The organism is Nonomuraea solani (assembly GCF_900108335.1).
Classification (GTDB): domain Bacteria; phylum Actinomycetota; class Actinomycetes; order Streptosporangiales; family Streptosporangiaceae; genus Nonomuraea; species Nonomuraea solani.
On sequence record NZ_FNVT01000001.1, the window covers coordinates 227,462 to 250,396 of the forward strand.

Annotated in this window: 20 protein-coding genes; 10 read left to right on the forward strand and 10 right to left on the reverse strand. The window is 68.2% G+C overall.

Annotated features, from left to right (window positions below; translation table 11 throughout):
* The first annotated feature begins 68 nt into the window (after window positions 1-68).
* The 4 genes from C4V41_RS01130 to C4V41_RS01145 all read left to right on the forward strand — a co-directional run bounded on the left by C4V41_RS01130 (window position 69) and on the right by C4V41_RS01145 (window position 5,080).
* Window positions 69-2,402 (forward strand): polyribonucleotide nucleotidyltransferase, encoded by a 2,334-nt coding sequence (locus C4V41_RS01130; protein ID WP_103953820.1) that lies wholly within the window; start codon window positions 69-71, stop codon window positions 2,400-2,402.
* Window positions 2,399-3,709, forward strand: coding sequence for a M16 family metallopeptidase (locus C4V41_RS01135; protein WP_103953821.1), 1,311 nt, complete (start codon window positions 2,399-2,401; stop codon window positions 3,707-3,709). The genes C4V41_RS01130 and C4V41_RS01135 overlap by 4 nt, the downstream gene beginning before the upstream one ends.
* 10 nt (window positions 3,710-3,719) lie before the next feature.
* Window positions 3,720-4,457, forward strand: a complete 738-nt coding sequence (dapB, locus tag C4V41_RS01140; RefSeq protein ID WP_103953822.1) for a 4-hydroxy-tetrahydrodipicolinate reductase — start codon at window positions 3,720-3,722, stop codon at window positions 4,455-4,457.
* Between the two features lie 143 nt (window positions 4,458-4,600).
* Window positions 4,601-5,080 carry a GNAT family N-acetyltransferase gene (locus C4V41_RS01145; RefSeq protein ID WP_103953823.1) on the forward strand — a complete coding sequence of 160 codons (480 nt, stop codon included), beginning with the start codon at window positions 4,601-4,603 and terminating at the stop codon, window positions 5,078-5,080.
* On the opposite strand, the gene C4V41_RS01150 is transcribed toward C4V41_RS01145, so the two are convergent.
* Genes C4V41_RS01150 through C4V41_RS01175 form a run of 6 tightly spaced genes read right to left on the reverse strand, consistent with a single transcriptional unit; the run spans window position 5,075 to window position 10,285 of the window.
* Window positions 5,075-5,794, reverse strand: a complete 720-nt coding sequence (locus C4V41_RS01150) for a GAF and ANTAR domain-containing protein (protein ID WP_103953824.1) — start codon at window positions 5,792-5,794, stop codon at window positions 5,075-5,077. The genes C4V41_RS01145 and C4V41_RS01150 overlap by 6 nt on opposite strands.
* A gap of 53 nt (window positions 5,795-5,847) precedes the next feature.
* Window positions 5,848-6,846, reverse strand: coding sequence for an adenosine deaminase (locus C4V41_RS01155; protein ID WP_103953825.1), 999 nt, complete (start codon window positions 6,844-6,846; stop codon window positions 5,848-5,850).
* A 1-nt stretch (window position 6,847) separates the two neighbouring features.
* Window positions 6,848-7,723, reverse strand: a complete 876-nt coding sequence (locus C4V41_RS01160; RefSeq protein WP_103953826.1) for a 1,4-dihydroxy-2-naphthoate polyprenyltransferase — start codon at window positions 7,721-7,723, stop codon at window positions 6,848-6,850.
* 15 nt (window positions 7,724-7,738) lie between these two features.
* Window positions 7,739-8,347, reverse strand: coding sequence for a GNAT family N-acetyltransferase (locus C4V41_RS01165; protein ID WP_200823674.1), 609 nt, complete (start codon window positions 8,345-8,347; stop codon window positions 7,739-7,741).
* Window positions 8,348-8,391: 44 nt separating this feature from the next.
* Window positions 8,392-8,907 carry a CGNR zinc finger domain-containing protein gene (locus C4V41_RS01170; RefSeq protein ID WP_103953828.1) on the reverse strand — a complete coding sequence of 172 codons (516 nt, stop codon included), beginning with the start codon at window positions 8,905-8,907 and terminating at the stop codon, window positions 8,392-8,394.
* Between the two features lie 4 nt (window positions 8,908-8,911).
* The gene (locus C4V41_RS01175; RefSeq protein WP_103953829.1) at window positions 8,912-10,285 is read right to left on the reverse strand and encodes an aminotransferase-like domain-containing protein; all 1,374 of its coding nucleotides are present in this window, start codon (window positions 10,283-10,285) and stop codon (window positions 8,912-8,914) included.
* Between the two features lie 34 nt (window positions 10,286-10,319).
* Between C4V41_RS01175 and C4V41_RS01180 the strand changes: the two genes are divergently transcribed.
* The 3 genes from C4V41_RS01180 to C4V41_RS01190 are packed head-to-tail and all read left to right on the forward strand — an operon-like array spanning window position 10,320 to window position 12,695.
* Complete coding sequence (locus C4V41_RS01180; protein ID WP_103953830.1) at window positions 10,320-11,219, forward strand: DMT family transporter; 900 nt, start codon at window positions 10,320-10,322, stop codon at window positions 11,217-11,219.
* A 45-nt stretch (window positions 11,220-11,264) separates the two neighbouring features.
* Entirely contained in the window at window positions 11,265-12,287 is a 1,023-nt protein-coding gene (locus tag C4V41_RS01185; protein WP_103953831.1) for a hypothetical protein, read from the forward strand.
* A 21-nt stretch (window positions 12,288-12,308) separates the two neighbouring features.
* Entirely contained in the window at window positions 12,309-12,695 is a 387-nt protein-coding gene (locus tag C4V41_RS01190; protein ID WP_235029842.1) for an ASCH domain-containing protein, read from the forward strand.
* Between the two features lie 526 nt (window positions 12,696-13,221).
* On the opposite strand, the gene C4V41_RS01195 is transcribed toward C4V41_RS01190, so the two are convergent.
* The 4 genes from C4V41_RS01195 to C4V41_RS01215 all read right to left on the reverse strand — a co-directional run bounded on the left by C4V41_RS01195 (window position 13,222) and on the right by C4V41_RS01215 (window position 18,746).
* Entirely contained in the window at window positions 13,222-13,713 is a 492-nt protein-coding gene (locus C4V41_RS01195; RefSeq protein ID WP_235029843.1) for a GntR family transcriptional regulator, read from the reverse strand.
* Window positions 13,714-13,753: 40 nt separating this feature from the next.
* Window positions 13,754-14,242 carry a GntR family transcriptional regulator gene (locus C4V41_RS01200; protein ID WP_200823675.1) on the reverse strand — a complete coding sequence of 163 codons (489 nt, stop codon included), beginning with the start codon at window positions 14,240-14,242 and terminating at the stop codon, window positions 13,754-13,756.
* A 1,927-nt stretch (window positions 14,243-16,169) separates the two neighbouring features.
* Entirely contained in the window at window positions 16,170-16,886 is a 717-nt protein-coding gene (locus tag C4V41_RS01210; RefSeq protein WP_235029844.1) for a JAB domain-containing protein, read from the reverse strand.
* Window positions 16,887-18,029: 1,143 nt separating this feature from the next.
* On the reverse strand, window positions 18,030-18,746 hold the full coding sequence (locus C4V41_RS01215) for a GntR family transcriptional regulator (RefSeq protein ID WP_103953835.1): 717 nt from the start codon (window positions 18,744-18,746) through the stop codon (window positions 18,030-18,032).
* 437 nt (window positions 18,747-19,183) lie between these two features.
* Between C4V41_RS01215 and C4V41_RS01220 the strand changes: the two genes are divergently transcribed.
* The 3 genes from C4V41_RS01220 (at window position 19,184) to C4V41_RS01230 (ending at window position 22,471) form a co-directional block, all read left to right on the forward strand.
* Window positions 19,184-19,630, forward strand: coding sequence for a GNAT family N-acetyltransferase (locus C4V41_RS01220; protein ID WP_103953836.1), 447 nt, complete (start codon window positions 19,184-19,186; stop codon window positions 19,628-19,630).
* A 183-nt stretch (window positions 19,631-19,813) separates the two neighbouring features.
* Complete coding sequence (dapA, locus tag C4V41_RS01225; protein WP_103953837.1) at window positions 19,814-20,731, forward strand: 4-hydroxy-tetrahydrodipicolinate synthase; 918 nt, start codon at window positions 19,814-19,816, stop codon at window positions 20,729-20,731.
* 54 nt (window positions 20,732-20,785) lie between these two features.
* Window positions 20,786-22,471 (forward strand): ribonuclease J, encoded by a 1,686-nt coding sequence (locus C4V41_RS01230; protein WP_103953838.1) that lies wholly within the window; start codon window positions 20,786-20,788, stop codon window positions 22,469-22,471.
* Window positions 22,472-22,935 lie beyond the last annotated feature (464 nt).

Consider the following 22,935-nt stretch of genomic DNA (forward strand, 5'->3'; position numbering starts at 1 on the left):
GGCGCTGCACCTAACGAGGGTGCCGGTGAGAAAAAGGGCGCGGGAGACCGACCACAAGGAGGTCCCCCGTGGAGGGTGTCCACACCGCTGAAGCCGTCATAGACAACGGCACATTCGGCACGCGCACGATCCGGTTCGAGACCGGCCGGCTCGCGCGTCAGGCGGCCGGCTCGGCCGTCGCCTATCTCGACAACGACACGATGGTCCTTTCGGCGACCACCGCGTCGAAGAACCCGAAAGAGCAGTTCGACTTCTTCCCGCTGACGGTCGACGTCGAAGAGCGCATGTACGCCGCGGGCCGCATCCCCGGCTCGTTCTTCCGCCGCGAAGGGCGTCCCTCCGAGGACGCCATCCTGACCTGTCGCCTGATCGACCGGCCGCTGCGCCCCTCGTTCGTCAAGGGCCTGCGCAACGAGATCCAGGTCGTGGCCACGGTCATGGCGCTCAACCCCGACCACCTCTACGACGTGGTCGCCATCAACGCCGCGTCGCTGTCCACGCAGCTCGCCGGCCTGCCGTTCTCCGGTCCCATCGGCGGCGTGCGGGTCGCGCTGATCGACGGCCAGTGGGTCGCGTTCCCGACGCACCACGAGCTGGAGCGCGCCACGTTCGACATGGTCGTGGCGGGCCGCGTGCTCGCCGACGGCGACGTCGCGATCATGATGGTCGAGGCCGAGTCCACCAAGGACACGCTCAAGCTGGTCGCCGAGGGCGCCGTCGCGCCCACCGAGGAGACCGTCGCGCAGGGCCTCGACGCGGCCAAGCCGTTCATCAAGGTGCTGTGCGAGGCGCAGTCGCGCATCGCGCAGGTCGCGGCCAAGGAGACGGCCGAATACCCGGTCTTCCTGGAATACCAGGAAGACGCGTACAACGCGGTCGAGGCCGCGGTGAAGACCGAGCTCGCCGCCGCGCTGACCATCGCCGGCAAGCAGGAGCGCGAGACCGAGCTCGACAAGCTCAAGGCGCTGGCCGCCGAGAAGCTCCTGCCCGAGTTCGAGGGCCGCGAGAAGGAGATCTCCGGCGCGTTCCGCTCGGTGATGAAGAAGCTCATGCGTGAGCGCGTCATCAACGAGGGCATCCGCATCGACGGCCGCGGCACCAAGGACATCCGCGCCCTGTCGGCCGAGGTCCACGTGGTGCCCCGGGTGCACGGCTCGGCGCTGTTCGAGCGTGGCGAGACCCAGATCATGGGCATCACCACCCTCAACATGCTGCGCATGGAGCAGGTCATCGACACGCTCAACCCCGAGCGGACCAAGCGCTACATGCACAACTACAACTTCCCGCCCTACTCCACCGGTGAGACCGGCCGGGTGGGCTCGCCCAAGCGCCGCGAGATCGGTCACGGCGCGCTGGCCGAGCGGGCGCTGATGCCGGTGCTGCCGACGCGTGAGGAGTTCCCCTACGCCATCCGGCAGGTCTCCGAGGCGCTCGGCTCCAACGGCTCCACCTCGATGGGCTCGGTCTGCGCCTCCACGATGGCGCTGCTCGACGCCGGTGTGCCGCTGCGCGAGATGGTCGCGGGCATCGCGATGGGCCTCATCGGCGAGGGCGACCAGTACGTCACGCTGACCGACATCCTCGGCGCCGAGGACGCCATGGGCGACATGGACTTCAAGGTCGCCGGCACCAAGGACGTCATCACCGCGCTGCAGCTCGACACCAAGCTCGACGGCATCCCCGCGAGCGTCCTGGCCGGCGCGCTGAAGCAGGCCAAGGGCGCCCGCCTGGCGATCCTCGACGTGATGCAGGAGGCGATCAACTCCCCGGCGGAGATGAACCCGACCGCGCCGCGCATCATCACGATCAAGGTCCCGGTCGACAAGATCGGCGAGGTCATCGGCCCGAAGGGCAAGATGATCAACCAGATCCAGGACGACACGGGCGCCGAGATCACCATCGAGGACGACGGCACGATCTACATCGGCGCCACCGACGGGCCGTCCGCCGAGGCCGCCCGTTCGGCGATCAACGCGATCGCCAACCCGCACATGCCGGAGGTGGGAGAGCGCTACCTGGGCACGGTCGTCAAGATCGCGGCTTTCGGCGCGTTCGTCTCGCTCATGCCGGGCAAGGACGGTCTGCTGCACGTCTCCCAGATCCGCAAGCTGCACGGCGGCAAGCGGATCGAGAACGTCGAGGACGTCATGAGCGTCGGCGAGAAGATCCAGGTCGAGATCGCCGAGATCGACGGCCGGGGCAAACTCTCCCTGGTGCCGGTCGAGGTCATCGAGAAGGAGGCCGCCGAGAAGGAGGCCAAGGGCGCCGACGGTGGTTCCGAGCCGGCTTCGGAGCAGCCCGAGAGCGCCGCTCCCGCCGCCGAGGACAAGTCCGACCGGCCGCGCCGTACCCGTACGCGCGTGCGCACCACCCGCTCTGATGGGGACGACCGGAACTCGTGACCACGACCACGCTCCACCCCGGCAAGGACGGAGCCGGGGTGGTCAGGCGCACCGTCCTCCCGGGTGGGCTGCGCGTGGTGACCGAGACCATGCCGACCGTGCGAAGCGTCGCGGTCGGCATGTGGGTCGGCATCGGCTCGCGGGACGAGGCTCCCGAGCACACGGGGGCCACCCATTTCCTTGAGCACCTGCTGTTCAAGGGCACCCCCACGCGCGACGCCATGGAGATCTCGGCGTCCATCGAGGGCATCGGCGGTGAGATCAACGCCTTCACCGCCAAGGAATACACCTGCTATTACGCGCGGGTCCTCGACGAGGACCTGCCGATCGCGGTCGACGTGCTCGCCGATGTGGTGACCAGTTCGCTGGTGACCGACGACGACGTCGAGTCCGAGCGGGGTGTGATCCTCGAAGAGATCGCCATGCACGACGACGACCCCTCCGACGTGGTGCACGAGCAGTTCGCCGCGGCGCTCTACGGTGACTCGCCGATCGGCCGGCCCATTCTCGGGACGATCGACTCGATCAACACCCTGGGCCGCGACCGGATCGCCGAGTACTACCACCGCTACTACCAGCCCCGGCGCACGGTGGTGTCGGTGGCGGGCAACGTACGGCACGAAGAGGTCGTCGAGCTGGTCGCCAGGGCCTACGAGCGGGCGGGTGCGCTGGTCGGTCCCGCCGAGTTCGCGCCGCCGCGCACGAGCGGTCCCGGGGCCGAGACGAGCTCCGGTGTACGCGTGCTCGACCGGCCCACCGAGCAGGCCAACCTGGTGCTCGGCACGACCGGCCTGGCCCGTACGGACGATCGCAGGTTCGCCCTCGGCGTGCTCAACGCGGCGCTGGGCGGCGGCATGTCGTCCAGGCTCTTCCAGGAGATCCGGGAGAAGCGCGGCCTGGCCTACTCCGCCTACAGCTACACCTCGGCCTACGCCGACACCGGGCAGTTCGGCATCTACGTGGGCTGCCTGCCGTCGAAGATCGACGACGTGCTCAAGATCTGCCGGGACGAGGTGTCCAGGGTGGTGGCCGAAGGGCTGAGCGCCGACGAGATCACGCGGGGCAAGGGGCAGATGCGGGGCGGGCTCGTACTCGGCCTGGAGGACACCGGCTCGCGCATGTCGCGCATCGGCAAGAACGACCTGGTCTACGACGAGCTCATGTCGGTGGACGAGGTGCTCTCACGCATCGAGTCCGTCACCGCCGACGAGATCGCCGAGGTGTCCGCCGACGTGCTCAACCGGCCGCTCACGCTCGCGGTCATCGGCCCGTACGGCGACAAGGACTTCAGCGAGTCGATTCGATAGAGTTGCCCGCGTGATCAGGGTAGGTGTGCTCGGCGCCCGTGGGCGTGTGGGCGTTGAGGTGTGCAAGGCTGTCGAAGCGGCCCCCGACCTGGAGTTGGTGGCCGCGCTCGACAAAGACGACCCCATCGAGGGGCTCGAAGGCGCCGAGGTGGTGGTCGACTTCACCCATCCCGGTGTGGTGATGGGCAACCTCGAATGGGCCATCGGGCACGGCATCCACCCCGTGGTGGGCACCACCGGGTTCGACGAGGAGCGGCTGGCCACCATCCGTGGCTGGCTGGCGGCCAATCCGGGCACCAACTGCCTGATCGCCCCCAACTTCGGCATCGCCGCCGTGCTGATGATGCACTTCGCGCAGCAGGCGGCCCGCTACTTCGAGTCCGTCGAGATCGTCGAACTGCATCACCCCAACAAGGCCGACGCGCCCTCGGGCACGGCCCGCCGTACGGCGGAGCTGGTGTCCGAGGCCCGCGGCAAGGCCGGGCTCGGCCCGATGCCCGACGCGACGACCACCGCGCTCGACGGCTCCCGGGGGGCCGACGTCGGCGGCGTCCACGTGCACGCGGTGCGCCTGTCGGGGCTGATCGCGCACCAGGAGGTGCTGCTCGGCGGCGACGGCGAGATCCTCACGCTGCGGCACGACACCATGAGCAGGGCGGCGTTCACCCCGGGCGTGCTGCTCGGCGTGCGCAGGGTGCGCGAGCTGCCCGGCCTCACGGTGGGCCTCGAACCGCTGCTCGACCTCTGAGACCTGTGCAACACGGCGTGCCCACCACCTGGACGGTCGTGGGCACGCCGTGAGGAGAGGGCCCCGGCTCCGCACAGCCGGGCCTACGGTCAACCCTAAATAACCAGCGGCGAGATCCATCCGAACCATGAGATCGTGTCGCCATGGTGCGTTGGGCGGAAGCGGGTGAGTTGCCCGGATTGGTGGCCATAGAGCTGGCCGCGGACGGGCTTTTCGAGCAGGTGGGCATCGTGTTCCCGCCGGGCACGACCATGATCGAGGAAGTGGACGACCCCGGGACCGTGCTGGTCGAGGGGGAGCCGCCGGCCGGATTCGCGATGCTCGGCCGGGTCGACGGCAACGTGCACCTCGAACAGCTCGCCGTGCGGCCCGATGACATGCGCCAGGGCATCGGCGGGCGGCTGATGACGGCGGTGCTCGACCACGCGCGGGCGAGCGGTGGGTCCGCGGTGACGCTGACGACTTTCCGGGACGTGTCGTGGAACGCGCCCTGGTACGCGCGGCACGGCTTCTCCGTGCTGCCCGAGGCCGAGTGGGGGCCGGAGCTGCGGGCGGTCGTCGAGCACGAGCGCGAGCTGGGCATCGAGATCGCGCCCCGGGTGGCGATGCGCTTTCAGCTATGAACGGTGCCCCGCCGTGCTCTGCGGGGGCTCCTCGAAGCGGGGGCGCTGCGGTGGCTCGCCGCTCACCGTCTGGATGATCGAGGCGGCGATCTGGTGCAGCTTGACGTTCTTGTCCTGGGAGACGTGACGCAGGATCTCGAACGCCTGCTGCGCCGTGCACCGCCGCTGCGCCATGACGATGCCGAGCGCCTGGTCGATGATCGCCCGGGTGGTGAGCGCCTCCCTGAGCTGGGCCGCCACCTCACGCATCCGGGCCACGCCGAGCGCCGTACGGAACAGGACACCGACATGGCCGGCGGTCACGCGCGCGGCGACCAGGGTCTCGGCGGCGAGCGCGTCTGTCCGGCAGGAGTAGAGCGTGAGCACGCCGAGCAGCGCGCCCTCGGACTCCAGCGGCTCGCAGTGCACCCGGCGCACCTCCGGTGACTCCGCCGCCAGGCGCCGCCAGCGGGAGTCGGCGGCCAGGTCGGTGACCGTCACGGGGCGCCGGGTGTTGAGAGCGTCGAGGACGGGCCCCCGCCCGGCGGCCTCCTGCAGCTCATCGAGCAGCTCGGCGCGCGCGTGGGTGCAGGCCACGGTGCGCAGGCCGTCGTCGCCACGGAGCACGATGCTGAGCATCGGGGAGTCGGGCATCGCCTGGGCGGCGACGGTCAGACACTCAGCGAGAGCGCGCTCGAACTCCTCGATGTCGGTGGGCACGCTCGGCCGTTTCACCAGAGATCCCTCGCGCTGTCAGGTCCCCCCAGCCTAGCCGCTCGGTGGCGCCATCACGAGGCGTAGGCGTCGATCTCGGCGAGGTAGGCGTCCTTGAGCTGCCGGGGCAGCCAGGCGATCTCGAAGGCGTTGCGTTCGAGCTGGACGAGTTCGTGCTCGTTGAGCTGGAGGGTGTCCTGGAGCGCGATCAGGTTCTCCGTCACGTAGGCGGCGAAGTAGGCCGGGTCGTCGGAGTTGACCGTCACGCGTACGCCCAGATCCATCAGCTTGCGGATGCCCTCGGCCTGCATCGAGTCGGTGACGTAGCCGTTGGAGATCGGGCAGCAGGTCAGCCCCATGCCCCGCGCCAGCACCACCTCCACCAGCCGCTGGTCCTCCAGGATGTTGACGCCGTGGTCGATCCGGTCGACGCCGATGTCCTCGATGGCCTGGCGGATGTGCTCGGCCGCGTCGTCCTGGTCGACGTCGCAGTGCATGGTCAGGAGGTAGCCCTCCTGACGGGCCCGCTCGTAGACGGTCGCGAACTTACTCGGCGGGTTGCCCCGCTCGTCGGAGTCGAGCCCGACGCCGGCGATCCACTCCTTGTACGGCAGCGACTCCATCAGCGTCGCCATCGCGTATTCAGCCTGGAAGTCGCGCAGGAAGCACATGATGAGCTGCGCCCGCACCCCCAGCCGCGCCTGGGCGTCCATCAGCGCCCGCCGCAGCCCGCGGATCACCACGTCGAACGGCACGCCGCGCGAGGTGTGCGCCTGCGGGTCGAAGAAGATCTCGGCGTAGCGGACGTTCTGCTCGGCGGCCTTGCCCAGGTAGGCCATGGCCAGGTCGTAGAAGTCGGGCTCGGTGCGCAGCACCTTCATGCCCTCGTAGTAGATGGTCAGGAAGGAGGACAGGCTGTCGAAGGTGTAGGCGGCCCGCATCTCCTCCACGGTCGCGTACGGCAACTCCAGGCCGTTGCGCCTGGCGAGCTCGAACTTCAGCTCGGGCTCCAGCGTGCCCTCGATGTGCAGGTGCAGCTCGCACTTGGGCAGACCGGCGATGAAATCCTTCACCCTAGAAGACTACGGCGAGCCCTATCGCGAACAGCAGTCCGTACGCCATTTGTAGCTTGCCCGTCTGCTGCAGCACCGCGATCAGCGCGGGCCCCACGGCCTTGCCCAGCACCATCCTGATCGGCTGGATGGCCAGCGGCGCGGCGAGCAGCACCAGCGCCGCCCAGGGCGTGATCGGGATCATCGCCAGCGCCACCACGAACGGCACGACCTGGCAGGCCACGTAGAGGGTGCGGGTGCGCTCGGGCCCCAGCAGCACCGCCAAAGTGCGCTTGCCCGCCTGGCCGTCGGTGCCGACGTCGCGCAGGTTGTTGACCACGAGCATCGAGCACGACAGCAGCCCCACCGGGATCGAGGCGAACAGCGCCGCCCAGCTCAGCTGCTCGGTCTGCACGTAGGCGGTGCCGACGACGGGCACGATGCCGAAGAACACGAACACGGCCAGCTCGCCCAGCCCGCGGTAGCCGTACGGGTGCTTGCCGCCGGTGTAGAACCAGGCGGCCGCGATCGCCGCCGCGCCCACCAGCAGGACCCACCACGCCTGGATGGCGACGACCAGCACGAGCCCCAGCACGGCCGCGAGCGCGAAACACGACAGCGCGGCGGTCAGCACCTGCCGGGGCGTGGCCGCGCGCGAGCCCACCAGGCGCATCGGGCCGACCCGCTCGTCGTCGGTGCCCCGGATGCCGTCGCTGTAGTCGTTGGCGTAGTTGACGCCGATCTGCAGCGAGAGCGCCACGAGCAGCGCCAGGAGCGCCCGCCACCACACGAAGCCGCCTTCGCCGATCGCCACGCCGGTGCCCACCATGACGGGCACGATGGCGTTGGGCAGCGTGCGCGGGCGCGCGCCGGAGATCCACTGGGCGGGGGTTGCCATGACCTTCTTCTACCTTTAGCTGATGTCCGTAGTGAGCCTGACCATGCGGATCGGGCGTCCCATGTCGAGGACGCGCTCCGCCATGTCCTCGCCCCACCCGGCCGACTCCAGGAAGCCGAGGACCGCGTAGTTGTCGGCGAAGACCCAGGTGACGATCTGCCGGAAGCCGTCGTCGCGCAGGTAGTCGACCGTGGCGTTGAGCAGCCGGCTGCCGTGGCCCCTGCGCACGAAGTCGGGGTCGACGAGCAGCGTCAGCATCTCGGCCGTCATGGTGGGGTCGAGGTCGGGGTCTTCGGCGGGGGCGTGGGAGGCCAGCCCGACCACGCGCTCGCCGCCGCGGGGGGTGACCAGGGCGGCGCTGCCACCCGCGCCGAGGGCGGGAAAGCCCTCGGTGTCGAGGATGGTCTCAACCGCCACCAGCACCCGGTGCATGGGCGTGGGCGGGGCGACGATCGCCTCGTCCCACTGGCGCAGCCACATCTTCTCGGCCGCCGCGCCCGTCATCTGCTCGAGTGGGCCTTCGGGGAGAAAATTCCGATAGCCGTAGCGCCAGGCGCGTATCTGGGTATTCGCAACCTGGAGAACATCCTCGCGCCGGGCCGCCCGGACGCCTACGTCTGCCATCTCGGCCCGCTCCTTCGCCTGCCGTTCGTGCCACAAGGCACGAGTTACACCGTATCGGTGTTTGACGCTTGGAGATGACGCGAACCCCGCTTCCTCGCCCGGTAAGCCCGTGTCTTGGTGCGGTTGCCGCATACCCGCATGGAACACCACGAGCGGGAACGGTTTTTCGACGAGTCTATGAACGCCCACTGACAAGTTCCTTCGGCGCACACTTTCAGCCGGTCCCACGACGCCCCCACGGCCGCCGCCGCGATGCTCGCGAGCCCGCCCCGCACGCCGCCTCCGGCCGGGACGAGCGCGGGCTCCTCGCCCGCGCGCACCGTGACCTGGAGGGGGAGCGCGGGCAGCTCGGCGGCCTCGCGCCGGAGCGCGGCCCGCAGGCCCTCGCGGAGGACCAGCGCGGTGTGCAGGTCGTCGTCGGTGGCCCGGTCGCGGCTGCCGATGAGGCCGCGCTCGCGCAGCCAGATGGCCAGCTCGGCGGGGGAGGACAGCTCGTCGGACTCGGCCTCGACGTCGTAGGTGTTCACGAAGTCGCGTACGAGCTCCGCGGGGAACGGCATGCCGTCACTCTACTGGGCTCGATCGTCCTTCCATGGCCTGGGCGAGACGTCGTACCCCTTCCTGCAGTTCGGCGGGGTGGGCGGCGGCCATGTGGGTGAGCCGGAGGCGGGGGCCTGGCGGCTCGGACGGGTAGTACATACGGCCGGGGCTCACCAGCACCCCGTTGCGCCTGGCGGCCTCCACGAGGGCGTTCTCGTCGACGGCGGCGGGCAGGTGTGCCCACAAATGCATCCCGCCGATGGGCAGCAGGTGCAGGGCCGCCTCCGGCAGGCGCGCCGCCAGAGCGGCCGCCAGGGCGTCACGGCGGGACCTGATCTCGGCGTGCACGATCGCGAGATGCCGCCGCCACGCCGGGGAGCCCACGAACTCCAGCGCCGTCTCCTGCAGCGGCCGCGCCACGAAGAACGACTCCACGAGCTGGCTCGCCCGCAGCCGGTGCGCGGCGGGCCCCCTGGCGATGACGGCCGCCACCCGCATGCTCGGCGAGAGGATCTTCGTCAGTGAGCCCACGTTGACCACCGTGCCGTGCCGGTCCATGGACGCCAGCGACGGGGGCGCCTGCTCGGTCAGGTAGCGGGCGAAGTCGTCCTCCACCACGAACGCCCCCGCCGCCCTGGCCACCTCCAGCACCTGCTCCCTGCGCGCCACCGGCAGGGTGGCGCCCGTCGGGTTGTGCAGGGTGGGCTGGCAGAAGAACACCCGCGCGCCGGTGACGGCGAACGCCTCGGCCAGCAGCTCGGGCCGGACGCCGTCACGATCCATCGGTACGGCCGTCGCGCGCAGCCCCGCCGCCCTGGCCGCCGCCAGCGCTCCCGGGTAGGTGGGCGTTTCCACCAGAATGGGCGTGCCGGGCGCCGCCAGGGCCCTGAACGCGTGCGTGAGCGCCGCCTGGCCGCCGCTTACGATCAGCGCGTCGGCCGCCGTCACATCGCCCCCGGCCTGTGTCGCGAACCAGCGCCGCAGCTCCAGCAGCCCGGTCAGGGGCGGCATGGCCCAGGCGTCCGGCCTGCGTACGGCCCGCGCCGCCGCCGCCGCGAGCTGCTTGTCCGGCCGCAGCCCCGGCCGCAGGTAACCGCCGGTCAGCGGCACCACGCCGTCGGCCGCCCGCTCCAGCAGGACCGACACCGGCCCGTCGTCGACCACCCGGTCGCCCAGGGCGACGGTCTGCCAGGACAAGTCGGCCGCGTCCTGGGCGTCGTGCGGCTGGGGTGCCACGAAGGCGCCGCTGCCGGGTCGCGTCACCACTCGTCCTTCGGCGGTGAGCTGCCCGATGGCCCGCGAGACGGTGACCGGGCTGACGTTGTGCCGGCGCATGATCTCCCGGCTCGACGGCAGTCGCGCGCCGGGGCCGAGGCGATCGGCCTCTTCGCGCAGCATCGCGGCAATCTGAGCGATACTGCTATCGTTATTCATGACATATCATGATAGCGCTACTGTTGTTCGCCGAGTAGCCCTACCCGGCAGCGCCCTGGCGTTCCTGGGGGTGCTGGCCTTCTCCGGCTCGTTGCCGGCCACCGCCTTCGCGATGCGAGGCTTCGACCCATGGCTGGTGGCGATCGGCCGGGCGGTCATCGCCGGCGTGATAGCGGTGGCCTGTCTGAAGGCCACGGATCGTCCGCTCCTACCGCCCAGAGACCAGTGGCACTCGTACGGGCTGATCTCGCTCGGGGTGGTCTTCGGGTTTCCGGTGTTCAGCGGCCTGGCGCTGGCCCTGGGGGCGAGCACGGCGCACGCGGCGGTGGTCATCGGCCTGCTGCCCGCCGCCACGGCCGTGTGCGCGGTCCTGCGCGCGGGGGAGCGGCCCCGATTTCTGTTCTGGGTGGCGTGCGCGGCCGGCGCGCTGGCGATCACCGCCTTCACCCTCACCCAGCATCAGGGGGCGTTCGGCTGGCCCGACCTGCTGCTGGTCGGGGCGCTCGTCTCGGCGGCGATCGGCTACACGGAGGGCGGCCGGCTGTCCCGCACGACGCCGGGCTGGCAGGTGATCTCCCACGCTCTGGTGCTCTCCCTGCCGGTGACCGTTCCCATCACGGTGGTGCTCTTTCTGGTCACGCCCGTTCAGCCGAGCTTCGAGGCCGTGGCCGGGTTCGCCTATGTCGCCGTGATCTCCATGTTCCTGGGCTTCATTCCCTGGTACGCGGGGCTGGCCAAGGGCGGGATCGCCAGGGCCGGTCAGACCCAGCTCGTCCAGCCGTTGCTGAACCTCGTCTGGTCGTGGTTCCTGCTGGGCGAGCGCTTCGGCCCGCTCACGGTGGGGGCGGCGCTGGCCGTACTCGTCTGCGTGGCCATCACACAGCGCGCCCGTACTTGAAAGCCGTGACGCCGCGCCACAGGATGGGAGAGGAGGTGTCACACCATGGCGGACCTCACGATCCCAGAAGGCGGTTTCTGGCCGGCGCCGGAGATCCCGCAGCCCAATATCTATCCGATGGAATGGCGGGTGGAGACCGAGAAACTCGCCGCCATCTACGAGAAGTCCAAGCGCGTGCTCTGGAACCCGGCCGACCTGCCCTGGGACGACCTGGACCCGGCCGACTTCACGCGCGAGCAGCGCCTGGGCATCATGTACTGGTTCGCGGTCCTGGCCAACTTCGACGCCTCGGGCCCCGCGGTTTTCGCCCGCGCCACGATCCAGGCCTTCGAGAAGCACGAAGAGGACCCGGTCAGGAAATGCTTCTTCTCGATCACCCGTGACGAGATGAACCACGAGGAATGTTGCCAGCGCAGCATCGCCAAACTCTGGCCGGGCGGCCCGCTCGACTGGACGCCGTCGGACGACCTTGAAAAGGCCGCGCACAACAACATCGGCTGGCTCTATCACAATGGCGGCCGCTACTGGACCGGTTACACCTCGGCCGTCGGCAAGTATTCGCTGCCGGTGCTGTTCACGAGCTTCATGATGGGGGAAATGGCCGCCTCCACGCTCTTCAGGGGCATGGCCACGGGGACGCGGCACCCGGTGTTCAACGAGATGTTCCAGCGCATCGGGCGCGACGAGTCGCGTCATCTCCAGATCTGCATGACGATTCTGGAGAACGAATGGCCGGGCCTCACCGACGAGACCCGGGGGCTCATCACCCGTCAGCTCAGGGCGGGGTTCGTCTTTCTCAGCATGATTCTCTGGGAACCGCCTTCAGGGTTCTGGGACCTCCCGCCGTACTTCCTGGCCAACCATCGCGTTCTCATGGACCATGCCAGGCAGGCCGGGCTGGGGGTGCTCTCGTACGAGGAGCAGGCGGAGAACTGGCGGGTGGCGATGGCGAAGGTACGCGCGATCGTCGAACGGTGGGGGATCGCTTTTCCGGCCATTCCCGAGCTGGATCTGGAAGGGGTGCCGGTGGAGTTCATCGATCCCGAGGAGATCATTCCCGTCTTCTAAGATGGCGCCATGTGGCCACGCATGAATGGGCTTCGCGTTCTCGAACTGGGTACGCCCGGCAAGCTTCGCACCTGGCTCACCGACCTGACCCTGGCGGGCACCAAGACGGCGACCGCCGGTCTCTTGTCGCTCGACTACGAGGTCGAGGGTGAGGAGCTGGAGCAGGTCGGCGAGCGACTCGTTCTTGTCGATGACTCGGGCGGGCGGGTGGCGGAGATCGAGGTCACCCGGGTGGAGCTGGTGCCGTTCGCCGAGGTGACGTGGGAGTTCGCGCAGGCGGAGGGTGAGGGGTACGAATCCGTGGCGCAGTGGCGCGAGGCGCATCGGCGGTATTGGGCGGGGGAGGGGTACGAGGTGGGGGACTCGACCACGGTGGTCTGCCTCTGGTACCGCCTCGCCACTCCCTGACGCCTGGCCGGCGGTTCGATTCGGGCCTTGAGAAGTCTCCGATGAGCCGTAGCCTCCCGAGGCTCAGCCAGCGAAGCCCTTCCGAGACCCGCCGTGACCCCGGTCGGTCCGGCCAGGGCGTGGCCTTCCGAAATCCGAATGGCCTCCCGAGGCCCCAGTCAGTTATGGCGTGGTCTTCCGGGATCTGCGTGGCCCCGGTTGGTTCGGTCATGGCGTGGTCTTCCGGGATCCGAATGGCCTGCCGAGGCTCCAGTCAGCTATGGCGTGGTTCTTCCGGGATCCGCGTGACCTGCCGTGACCCCGGTCGGTCCGGCCACGGTGCGACCCTCCGAGACCCGGCGCTAATGGGGACCTTCCGCGACCCGCTCGGTCGTGTCCTCCTACGGCCCCGGTCAGCCCGGCCCCGTCCGGGGCGGCCCCGGCGCGGCCTCCCGAGATGCGGCGGCAATAGGACACCTTCCGAGACCCGCCTGGCCTCCTGAGACCTGGATCGGCCCGGTCATGTCGTAACCCCCGGAGGCCCGGCTCAGTTGTTGGGTTCAGTCGTTGGCCATTGCTCCTTGGGCGCGACATAACTCCCACGATGGGGAACGCTGTAGACCCATCCCTGCTCCCGCAGTAGCCCCATGGCCCGCCGTACGGTCTCTCGCGCGGCGCCGTACGTACGCACCAGTTCGACCTCACTGGGCATCGGCCTCTCCGGCGCCGGCTCGCCACCCTTGATCTTCTCCAGCAGCTCACCGGCGATATGCCGATAGAACGGCGCCCGGCGCTCCCCGGCCCCGCCCTGGCCAGGCGTGTTCACAAAGGTGCCCTCGCCCTGCCGCGTATGGACCAGCCCTTGGTTACGCAGCACCCGGATCGCCCGGCGCGCCGTCGTACGCGCCACCTGAAATTCCCGCTGGATCCCCGCCTCGCTGATCACAAGATCGCCGGGCGCGAGCTCCGCGAGGATGCGCGACTTGAGAACCTCACTGATCTGCAGATATAGGTGGGTGCCACCCTCGCGATTCAGCACGCCCCAAGAGTATCCAACCACCCCGGCAAAGGCAGGGCGATTACGATCCCTGGCTCCCGGGCCATTTATCGGATGTCGTGACATATGTACCGCGATAAGGCACGGTGAAGACCCACCCCCGATCCCTGAGATGGGCAACGGCCTGGCGCACGGTCACCTTGGCGACACCGTATTGCCGCATCATCACTTTCTCGCCGGGAATAGCCCGGTTCGACGGAATCTTGCCCTGCTGGATCTGTTCGACGATGTCCTGGGCAATTTTCTGATAGAGCGGCACCTTACGCGGCGACCGCGGCGTACCCGGCCGGCCAACGAACGTCCCCTCACCCTGAACCGTGTGCACCAGCCCCTGGTCACGCAACTCCCGAGCCACCCGCCGAGCGGTCGTGCGCGCGATGCGGTGGTCCTTTTCGAGGGCGGCCTCGCTGGGGATGGGATCGCCGGCTTTGAGCTCGCCGCGTTCGATCTGATCGCGGACCAGGTCGGCGACCTGCTTGTAGAGAGGCACGGGTCCCTCGCGATCTAGCACGCCCGGAGTATAGACGAAACCGTACAAGCCTGCTCAACACAGACATCTGTTACGAAGACTCGGCCGACGGCGTTTAGTTCGCGATCGCAACGCTTTAGCCGATAAGCCATTCACACTTGTCCAACGCCGTACACACCCCATCTAACGGCCGGCAACCCCTCTCTCAACTCATTCCCACCCCATGCCCCAACAACAGATTCCCGACCAACACCCACTCCCCGCACTGGACCATGACGACACACAGAGCCCCCCACAGCCACCAAGCCGAAACCCGCAGACACCAATCCACAACCTACGAGCGCGGACCCACGACCTTTCGAGCGCCGAGTCGCTGAGCACTGTAGTTTCCGCTCGCCCGCTCGCCCGCTCGCCCGCTCGCCCGCTCGCCCGCTCGCCCGCTCGCCCGCTCGCCCGCTCGCCCGCTCGCCCGCTCGCCCGCTCGCCCGCTGGGGGAGGCGACCTGCCGCAAGATCGTCGATCCGCCCCTCGGCGGGACGCCACCCGACCTGCGTGCCCAGCACGCCACCCCGACCTGCGTGCCCAGCACGCCACCCCGACCTGCGTGCCCGCACCGCCACCGTGCTCCGCGACATCAGCGTGTCGTGTGTCGCCTGACACCTAGTTCCACCATTCGCCGCCTCATCACGCTCGACCTGACTGGCCCGGCATGGGAAGGCCTACCCGACTTCGGATAGCGCCCCACCTGGATAGCGCCCCACCTGGACAGCGCCTGCCCCTGGAGAACGCCTGCCCCTGGAGAACGCCTGCCCCTGGAGAACGCCTGCTAGGGCAAACGACCGTCTCTGGGCGGCGACCGTATCTGGACGGTCACGAAGTCGGAGTCCCCGATCTCGATCTGCAACGCCCGTCATCAGCCCAGAAGCCACACTGGTCCTGCGGCCATCGCTCCGTTCTCCTTCGATTTCTGACTAGGCCCTCGAAGGAACGCGCGGTGGCCGTCACCATGTACGCACAGCGTGCCTGATCGACTATCCCTGCGCAAAACGAAGACGGCCACCGCATAAACCCCTTCTACAGCAACGATTCAGGCGAAGGAGAATAGCGATGGCCGCAGCAACTATTGTGACGGGTAGGGATGGCCGGGCGCAGCAGATCTCAATTCTTTTCCCGGCAATCGTCCGGCCCCGCAACAAGAACCATGCGCACAAATCAACCCACTCCGTACGGTCGCTGGCTCCGCGGCCGGCATGTGCCCGCAGCATGCGACTTCGAGGGGAAGAAATGGTGACGGCCATCGCGGTCCTTCGAAGACGCAGTTCGGAAGGACGAAGACGCGATGGCCGCGGACAACAGTGTGCCGTGTGAGGCGCCCGGTGTGAAGACCCTGCTGACAGATGGTTCCGACTTTTTGTTGAGCAAGCGGTGAAGACCGCGCAGGGAGGGCGTTGAAAGGCCACGCACGGAGGCATCGTCGCAGGCCACACGGGACCACGTGGGACGTAGGGCCACGTGGGGTGACGTCACCGCCTTGCCGCACCCCTGCTTCGCCACCGCCGGACCGCCGGACGAGTACCGACGGGCTCGTCCGGCGGCCAGCGGTGCGGCGGAGACCGACTCGTGTCACATGCCACTGCGTGTACGAGCCGACCTCCGGCGACGGCACGTATGTGGTCGTCGCGAACACACCCTTTTGTCGTCGCGCGATCCCTGACGGCGCGCCCGCCCAAACGCTCAATAAAAGCGAATGGACTCCATCAGAGATCAGCGCGAGACCATGGACGTGATCCCATGCTTCTAAAGGGGGCGCGGGATCACGCCACGACGAGTAGTGGCCGGCTGACGTCCATAACGGCCTACCCGCGCCATTAGGTTCTCATGGTCATCCGTTGGAAAACCACCGTTCGGCGCTATAAACGGGATCATGGCTTTCGGTATTCGCTGCGTTCAAGGTCCGGAGTGGATGGGTTTATATAGGGATCCTCCTCCAGGCGCCGTCGGTAATGATCAGGTGGTCGAGGAGGCGTAGACCGACCATCTCGGTGGCCTCGATGAGCCGGGCGGTGGCCTCCAGGTCGGCCGCGCTCGGCTCGAGCGAGCCGCCCGGGTGATTGTGGGCAAGGCCGAACATCGCCCCACCCGAGGTGAGCACTTCCGTGATCACTTTCCGTATCGGCATCACCGTGTGGTCCGACTCTCCCTCGGTCAGCACCACCCGCTTCAGCACACGTCCGCCGGTGTCGCACACCACCATGACCAGTCGCTCCTGCGTCCGGTCGTGCAGAAGCGGGGCGCAGGCGTGAGCCAGATCCGACGTGCTCGTGATCCGTTCACGCTCGGGCCACGCCTTCGCCCGGCGTACGAGATGGAAGGCCGCGGTCAGTCGCGCGGCCTTGGCCGGACCGATGCCCTGCAGGGCCAGTAACCGGTGGGGATCGGAACGGCCCAGGGCATCGAGATCCCCGCAGTGCTCGATCACCTGGCTGGCCAGATCCAGGGCACTCGCCCCACGAAACCCCGAGCCGAGCAGCACGGCCAGCAACTCACGGTCCGCCAGGGCTTCGGCGCCGCTGGACAAGAGCCGTTCGCGCGGCCGGTCCCTCTTGGACAGGTCTTTGACTCGCATCGGCAACCTCCGCACCCGTTCTATCAACGCCCACCGACAATCTCTGACCTGCACTTTCACCCCTGGACCCCAGCGACTCCTTTCGTCGGAGGATGAGCGAAATGTCGTCAACACGAATCCCCAACAGCGCTCACATCGACCTCACCTCGCCACCCCAGGCCCACGCCGACGACCCCGCAATCTCCACACCCGACAACAGGCCCCGCAAACTCCACGCACCCGACGACGGGCCCCGCAAACTCCACACACACCCGACGGGCCCGGCAGACCTCACACACCGCCCGGAGGCCGCACCGCCTTCATGAAAACGCCCAGAGACCGCACCGCCTTCATGCCACGGCATTCGGGCGACGACGAGTTCCGACCGGTTCGTGCAGCGGAGCCGAGCAGTTGGCAGCGCATGATCAGCTCGCTTCCCAGGGTTCGCGCGGTGGCCGTCCTTGACGGGCTCCATGCCAAAGCGTCTGGCCGACGACACGGGATCCGCGCACCTCGAGCGCCCTACCCAGCCGCCGCACCACCTTCTGCCTGCACAGCAAATCCGGCGATGGCGGTGCATGGTCGGCTCCGTGACGCAGGTTCGGCGATGGCGGCCCTCGATCGGGTTCCGTGCCACAGAGTCCGACTGAACCGGGATCCGCAAGCCGCGACCGCGCTGCCCGGCGGGCATACAGTCACCATCGCACCGTCGTCCGGCGCTTGCCGCAGGGTCCGGCTGACGGCGGCGGCTCTGCAGGCCCAGGGCCAGGTCACCCGCTTACCTGACACCGTCCGCTCGTCTGGGTGCCGCCCGCTGGACCGGCTCCCGCCGGCGTGCGACTGGGTCCGAGCGGCGGCGGCTTCGATCGGCCTTGTATCGCTGGGTCCAAGCGGCGACGGCACTGATCGGCCGTGTGCCGCTGGTCCGAAGGGCGGCGGCGGCGATCGGCCCTGTGTCGCTGGGCCCGCGCGGCCACGGCCCAAAAAGCGTGGTCGGCGATCTACCGGCCAACGCCATTACCGATGTTCAGAGGGCCGGATCGGATGTGTGCGGGGCGACACCGTGAGGGCCGGTGCGCGAGCCGGCTTGGGTCGGCCGAATGGCGTGGGATGCAACGGACATAGTCCGGAGTCCGCGGTTATGGCCGCTTGGGGCGGACAAGGGTGGTGCTGTGATCGTTCAAGAGGCTCCGGGCGAGAGGTGCTCGCCCGGAGCAATCTGTCCTAGACAGGCATGCTGTACGTGATACGGAAGCGATCTCCCGGAATGACGATGTCGCTCGTCTCGACAGGGCGATCGCCTGCCCAATGAGTACGTTCGATGTGCAGCACGTGGACACCCGCCGCCAAATCGAGCGCATCGCTCTCCGCCGGCCGGGGAACGCGGGTGTGCACGCTTTCGACGATCTCGGTGATCTTGATCCCGTGCCCGTACATCCTCGCGACAAGACTCCGGCGTTCCTCGTCCGAGTGGGCGGCGAACTCCCGTAGCTCGTAGGACGTGGCCAGTTGCAGCGGCCTGCCGTCCCCGCGAAAGACGTAATGCGTTCTGGTCAGCGAGGCCGACTCCGGGAGGCGTAGTCGTCTCGCGATGTCGGGTCCCGCTTCGGTCGGCTCGCTGTGCCAGTCCCATGTCACGCGTCTGCCCTGGGACTGCAGATCGGCGGCGAACGGAGCGGGATGATCGAGAAATCGCCATCGGTAGAGCGGTGTGAGGTCGGGGCGTTCCCTGACGTAATGGCCCGAGCCCACGCGGCCGATGATGAGGCCTTCGCCCGCGAGCACACGAAGTGCGTGACGGGCGGCGGTCTCGCCGACCTGGTACTTACGGGTCAACTGCGCCCGTGACGGAATGGGCGCGCCTGGGGACAGGGTGCCGTCGGTGATCTGTCGCCGGATGTCTTCGACGACGCGCAGGTAGACCGGATCTGAGGTGGCCACTAGTCCATCCCTGGGGGTTCGTGTGAGGCGTTGCCCTATGTTGCCGTATTCGGCAGGTAACCGACCGTCATCGATGACAGATGGAGCCCCAACTTTGCGATGGCGGAAAATTATCGGAGAAACCCTGTAACGCCGATGTAAGAGGGGCCGATTCTCCGGTAGAGGTCGTCGATGTGTGTACCCCCGAGCACATATCGGCGGCCTCTTCCCATGCCCGCTCAAAGCCGGCGATCGGAGCCTCGCAGTGAGATGCGGGAGCTTGCGAGGACTGCGGAGTAACCGGAGCGATGTCCCTTCTGTACGGGCGAGGGCCAGAGCATCGATCCAAGTGGTCTTCGGGTATCGCGGACGAGTGGCCGTGTCCAGATGACCACTCCTTCCTTAGGTTGTGGCGGCGTACGGGCTGACCTGCGCCCCGTGTGACCAAAAGGAAGTCCATGATCGAAATCGGCAAGCTCCTCCCGTCCGATCGCGACGCATGGGAAGGCATGTTCCGCGCGTACATCGACTTCTACCAGCGAGTCGAGCCGGACTCGATGTACGACCGCGCATGGCAGGAGTTCCAGGCGGACACCCGGCTGCACGCCTTCGGCGCGAGGCTGGACGGAAGGCTCGTCGGCATCACGCACTTCTTCACCCATGCGAACACCTCGGCCCCCGACACCGACGTCTGCTACCTGCAGGACCTGTTCACCGCTTCCGACGTCCGGGGCAGGGGCGTGGGCCGGGCGCTGATCGAGGCCGTGGCCGGCTGGGCCGGGGAACGCGGTTGCTCCCGCGTGTACTGGAACACGCACGAGTCGAACAGCACAGCACGTCGCTTGTACGACAAGGTCGCCGAGAACCGGGGTTTCATCAGGTATCAGATCGAACTGCCGCGGTAACGGCTCACCCATGTTGCCCGGCCGCAGGCGACGCCTCCTACAGCCGCCGTACCCGACCGAATCGCTCATCGCCGCGCGAGCCGCCCCCCAGATGCTGGCGAAAGGGGGCAAAAGGCGGCTCCAGGCAGGCAAAGCGGGGTGGCGACGTCCAATGGATTTCTGAATCCGGGTAGCGTTCGCACTATGGCATCGCCAACTGGAACCACCGACGCGCCCTTCGGCCGTATGCTGACTGCGATGGTCACGCCGTTCACCGTCGACGGCGAGGTCGATTATGTGGCTGTGCGGCGTCTTGCCGCCTATCTGGTGGATGAGCAGCGCAACGACGGTCTGATCGTGAATGGGACGACCGGTGAATCGCCCACCACCTCCGACGAGGAGAAGCAGCGCATCGTCAGTGCCGTCCTCGACGCGGTCGGCGACCGTGCGACCGTGGTGGCGGGAGCCGGCACCAACGACACCCGTCACAGTGTCGAGCTCGCGAAGCAGGCGGCCCGTGCCGGTGCGCACGGCCTGCTGGTAGTGACGCCGTACTACAACAAGCCCCCGCAAGAGGGGCTGTATCAGCACTTCACCGCTGTCGCCGACGCAACCGGGCTTCCCGTGATGCTCTACGACATTCCTGGGCGCAGCGGCGTACCGATCAAGACCGAGACCTTGATCCGGCTGGCGCAGCACGAACGCATCGTGGCCGTGAAGGACGCCAAGGGCGACCTGTTCGCCGCCAGCCAGGTGATGGCCATGACCGATCTCGCCTTCTACTCCGGCGATGACCTGCTCAACCTGGCCTGGCTGTCGCTGGGCGCGGCCGGGTTCGTCAGCGTCGTCGGGCACGTGGTGGGCGCCGAGCTGGCGCGCATGATCCACCTGCACAAGAACGGTGATGTCGCCCAGGCGCTGGCCATCCACGGCCAGGTGGCGCCCGTGGTAGACGGGATCATGCTGCGCGCCGGTGGGGCGATCATGGCAAAGGCGGCACTGAGCATGGTGGGCGTACCGGCCGGACCGGTACGGCTGCCGCTCGTGGACGCGACAGAGAAGCAAATCGCCGAGCTGCGTGCTTGCCTGGTAGCCGGCGGGGTGAAGTTGACCGACGCATAGGAACGGGGAGGAACCGGGAGTTTTGAGAACACGATCTGACTGTGGGGGCCAGATATGAGCCATCCACATCCTGAGCTTGGCCCCCCGCCGACGCTGCCTGATGGCGGCTTGCGCATCGTCGCGCTCGGCGGGCTGGGGGAGATCGGCAGGAACATGGCCGTCTTCGAATATGACGGCCGTCTGCTGATCGTCGACTGCGGGGTGCTTTTCCCCGAGCCCGATCAGCCGGGTGTCGACCTCATCCTGCCCGACTTCGAATACATCAGGGACCGGCTCGACGACATCGAAGCCGTGGTGCTGACGCACGCCCACGAGGACCACATCGGGGCAGTGCCTTATCTTCTGCGCGAGCGGCGCGATATCCCGCTCATCGGATCCAAGCTCACGCTTGCCCTCATTGAGGCCAAGCTCACCGAGCACCGGATCCAGCCCGTCAAACACGAGGTCATCGAGGGCGAAAGGCACGTATTCGGGCCTTTTGACTGCGAGTTCCTCGCCGTCAATCACTCGATCCCCGACGCGCTGGCCGTCGCCATCAGGACGCCCGCGGGCATCGTCCTGCACACCGGCGACTTCCGCATGGATCAGTTGCCGAGTGATGGTCGCCTCACCGACCTCGGCGGTTTCGCCAGGCTCGGCACCGAGGGCGTCGACCTGCTGATGTCCGACTCCACCAACGCCGAGGTGCCGGGATTCGTCACCAGTGAGCGGGAGATCGCGCCGGTCATCGAGGAGGTGATCCGCACTTCGGAGCAGCGGGTCATCGTGGCCAGCTTCGCATCGCACGTACACCGCATCCAGCAGGTCATGGACGCGGCCGCCAAGCACGGCCGCAAGGTGGCCCTGGTCGGACGCTCGATGGTGCGCAACATGGGTGTGGCCCGTGACCTGGGATATCTCAAGGTGCCGCCGGACCTCATCGTCGACTCGCGCGACATCGAGGAATGGCCGCCGCAGGACGTGGTGCTGGTCTGCACCGGTTCCCAGGGCGAGCCGATGGCGGCGCTGTCCCGGATGGCCAACCGTGATCATCCGATCCGCATCGCCGAGGGCGACACCGTGCTGCTGGCCTCGTCGCTGGTCCCCGGCAACGAGACCGCGGTCAACAAGGTGATCAACGGCCTGACCAGGTGGGGCGCCCGCGTCGTACACAAGGGCAACGCCAAGGTGCACGTCTCCGGCCATGCAGCCGCGGGCGAGCTCCTCTACGTGCTGAACCTCACCCGCCCGTCGAACTTCATGCCCGTGCACGGCGAATGGCGCCATTTGCGCGCCCACGCCAAGCTGGCCGCCCTCACCGGTGTGCCGAACGACCACATCGTGATCGCCGAGGACGGCGTCGTGGTGGACCTGGTCGACGGGCGGGCAAGGATCGTCGGTGCGGTGCACGCCGGGTACGTCTACGTCGACGGCTCGTCGGTGGGCGAGATCACCGACACCTCGCTCAAGGATCGCCGGATCCTCGGTGACGAGGGGTTCATCTCCGTGGTCATCGTGGTCGACTCCAACACGGGCAAGCTCACCGCGGGTCCCGAGATCCACGCGCGTGGCTCGGGAATCGACCCCCAGCAGTTCGAGACGTTCATTCCGCAGATCGAAAGGGCCCTCGCCGAGAAGGCCGCGGATGGCGTGGTCGACATGCAGGAGATCCGCCGCGTGGTCCGCCGCACGGTGGGGCGCTGGGTCAGCGACACCTATCGTCGCCGGCCCATGATCATTCCCGTGGTGCTCGAGGTCTGAGCCTCCTGACGGTACGGCAGGCGTCCGCGTCTGCCGTACCTGGAGACGGCCCCGGGCGACCGGCGCTTGCTGCACCCGAGAAAGATCACAGGTAGCACTGACCCGCCTCCGCCTCACCCGCGGAAAGCCACTGGTGGCAGGGGCTGGCATCCGCCGTGGTAGCGGAAGGCCAGGGGCGGTTGTGGTTGGCATCTGCCATGCCCGGGGAGGGCCATGGGCGATCGTAGCTCGCGTTCGCCGTACCCGCCGAAGGTCGCTGGCGGTAGGAGTCGGCATCCGCAATGGTGGCGGAAGGCCACAGGTGGTTGTGGGTGGCATCCGCCAAGCCCCGGAAAGAGGGGCCTGCGTCTGCCGTACCCGTCGAAGGCTACGGGTGGCGGTGGGCCCCATCCGCATAAGCAGCGGACAACCACGTGCGGCAGTGGTTGGCACCAGCCGCACTCGTGGATGGCCGCGGGTGGCAC

Excerpts from the sequence above, each read along its gene's own strand:
- C4V41_RS01170 (WP_103953828.1), bottom strand. The coding sequence starts at position 8,907 with ATGCCGTTCCCCGCGGAGCTCGTACGCGACTTCGTGAACACCTACGAC.
- C4V41_RS01190 (WP_235029842.1), top strand. The coding sequence starts at position 12,309 with ATGAATGGGCTTCGCGTTCTCGAACTGGGTACGCCCGGCAAGCTTCGC.
- C4V41_RS01230 (WP_103953838.1), top strand. The coding sequence starts at position 20,786 with ATGAGCCATCCACATCCTGAGCTTGGCCCCCCGCCGACGCTGCCTGAT.
- C4V41_RS01160 (WP_103953826.1), bottom strand. The coding sequence starts at position 7,723 with ATGGCAACCCCCGCCCAGTGGATCTCCGGCGCGCGCCCGCGCACGCTG.
- C4V41_RS01145 (WP_103953823.1), top strand. The coding sequence starts at position 4,601 with ATGGTGCGTTGGGCGGAAGCGGGTGAGTTGCCCGGATTGGTGGCCATA.
- C4V41_RS01185 (WP_103953831.1), top strand. The coding sequence starts at position 11,265 with ATGGCGGACCTCACGATCCCAGAAGGCGGTTTCTGGCCGGCGCCGGAG.
- C4V41_RS01165 (WP_200823674.1), bottom strand. The coding sequence starts at position 8,347 with ATGGCAGACGTAGGCGTCCGGGCGGCCCGGCGCGAGGATGTTCTCCAG.
- C4V41_RS01220 (WP_103953836.1), top strand. The coding sequence starts at position 19,184 with ATGATCGAAATCGGCAAGCTCCTCCCGTCCGATCGCGACGCATGGGAA.
- C4V41_RS01175 (WP_103953829.1), bottom strand. The coding sequence starts at position 10,285 with ATGCTGCGCGAAGAGGCCGATCGCCTCGGCCCCGGCGCGCGACTGCCG.
- C4V41_RS01180 (WP_103953830.1), top strand. The coding sequence starts at position 10,320 with ATGACATATCATGATAGCGCTACTGTTGTTCGCCGAGTAGCCCTACCC.
- dapA (WP_103953837.1), top strand. The coding sequence starts at position 19,814 with ATGGCATCGCCAACTGGAACCACCGACGCGCCCTTCGGCCGTATGCTG.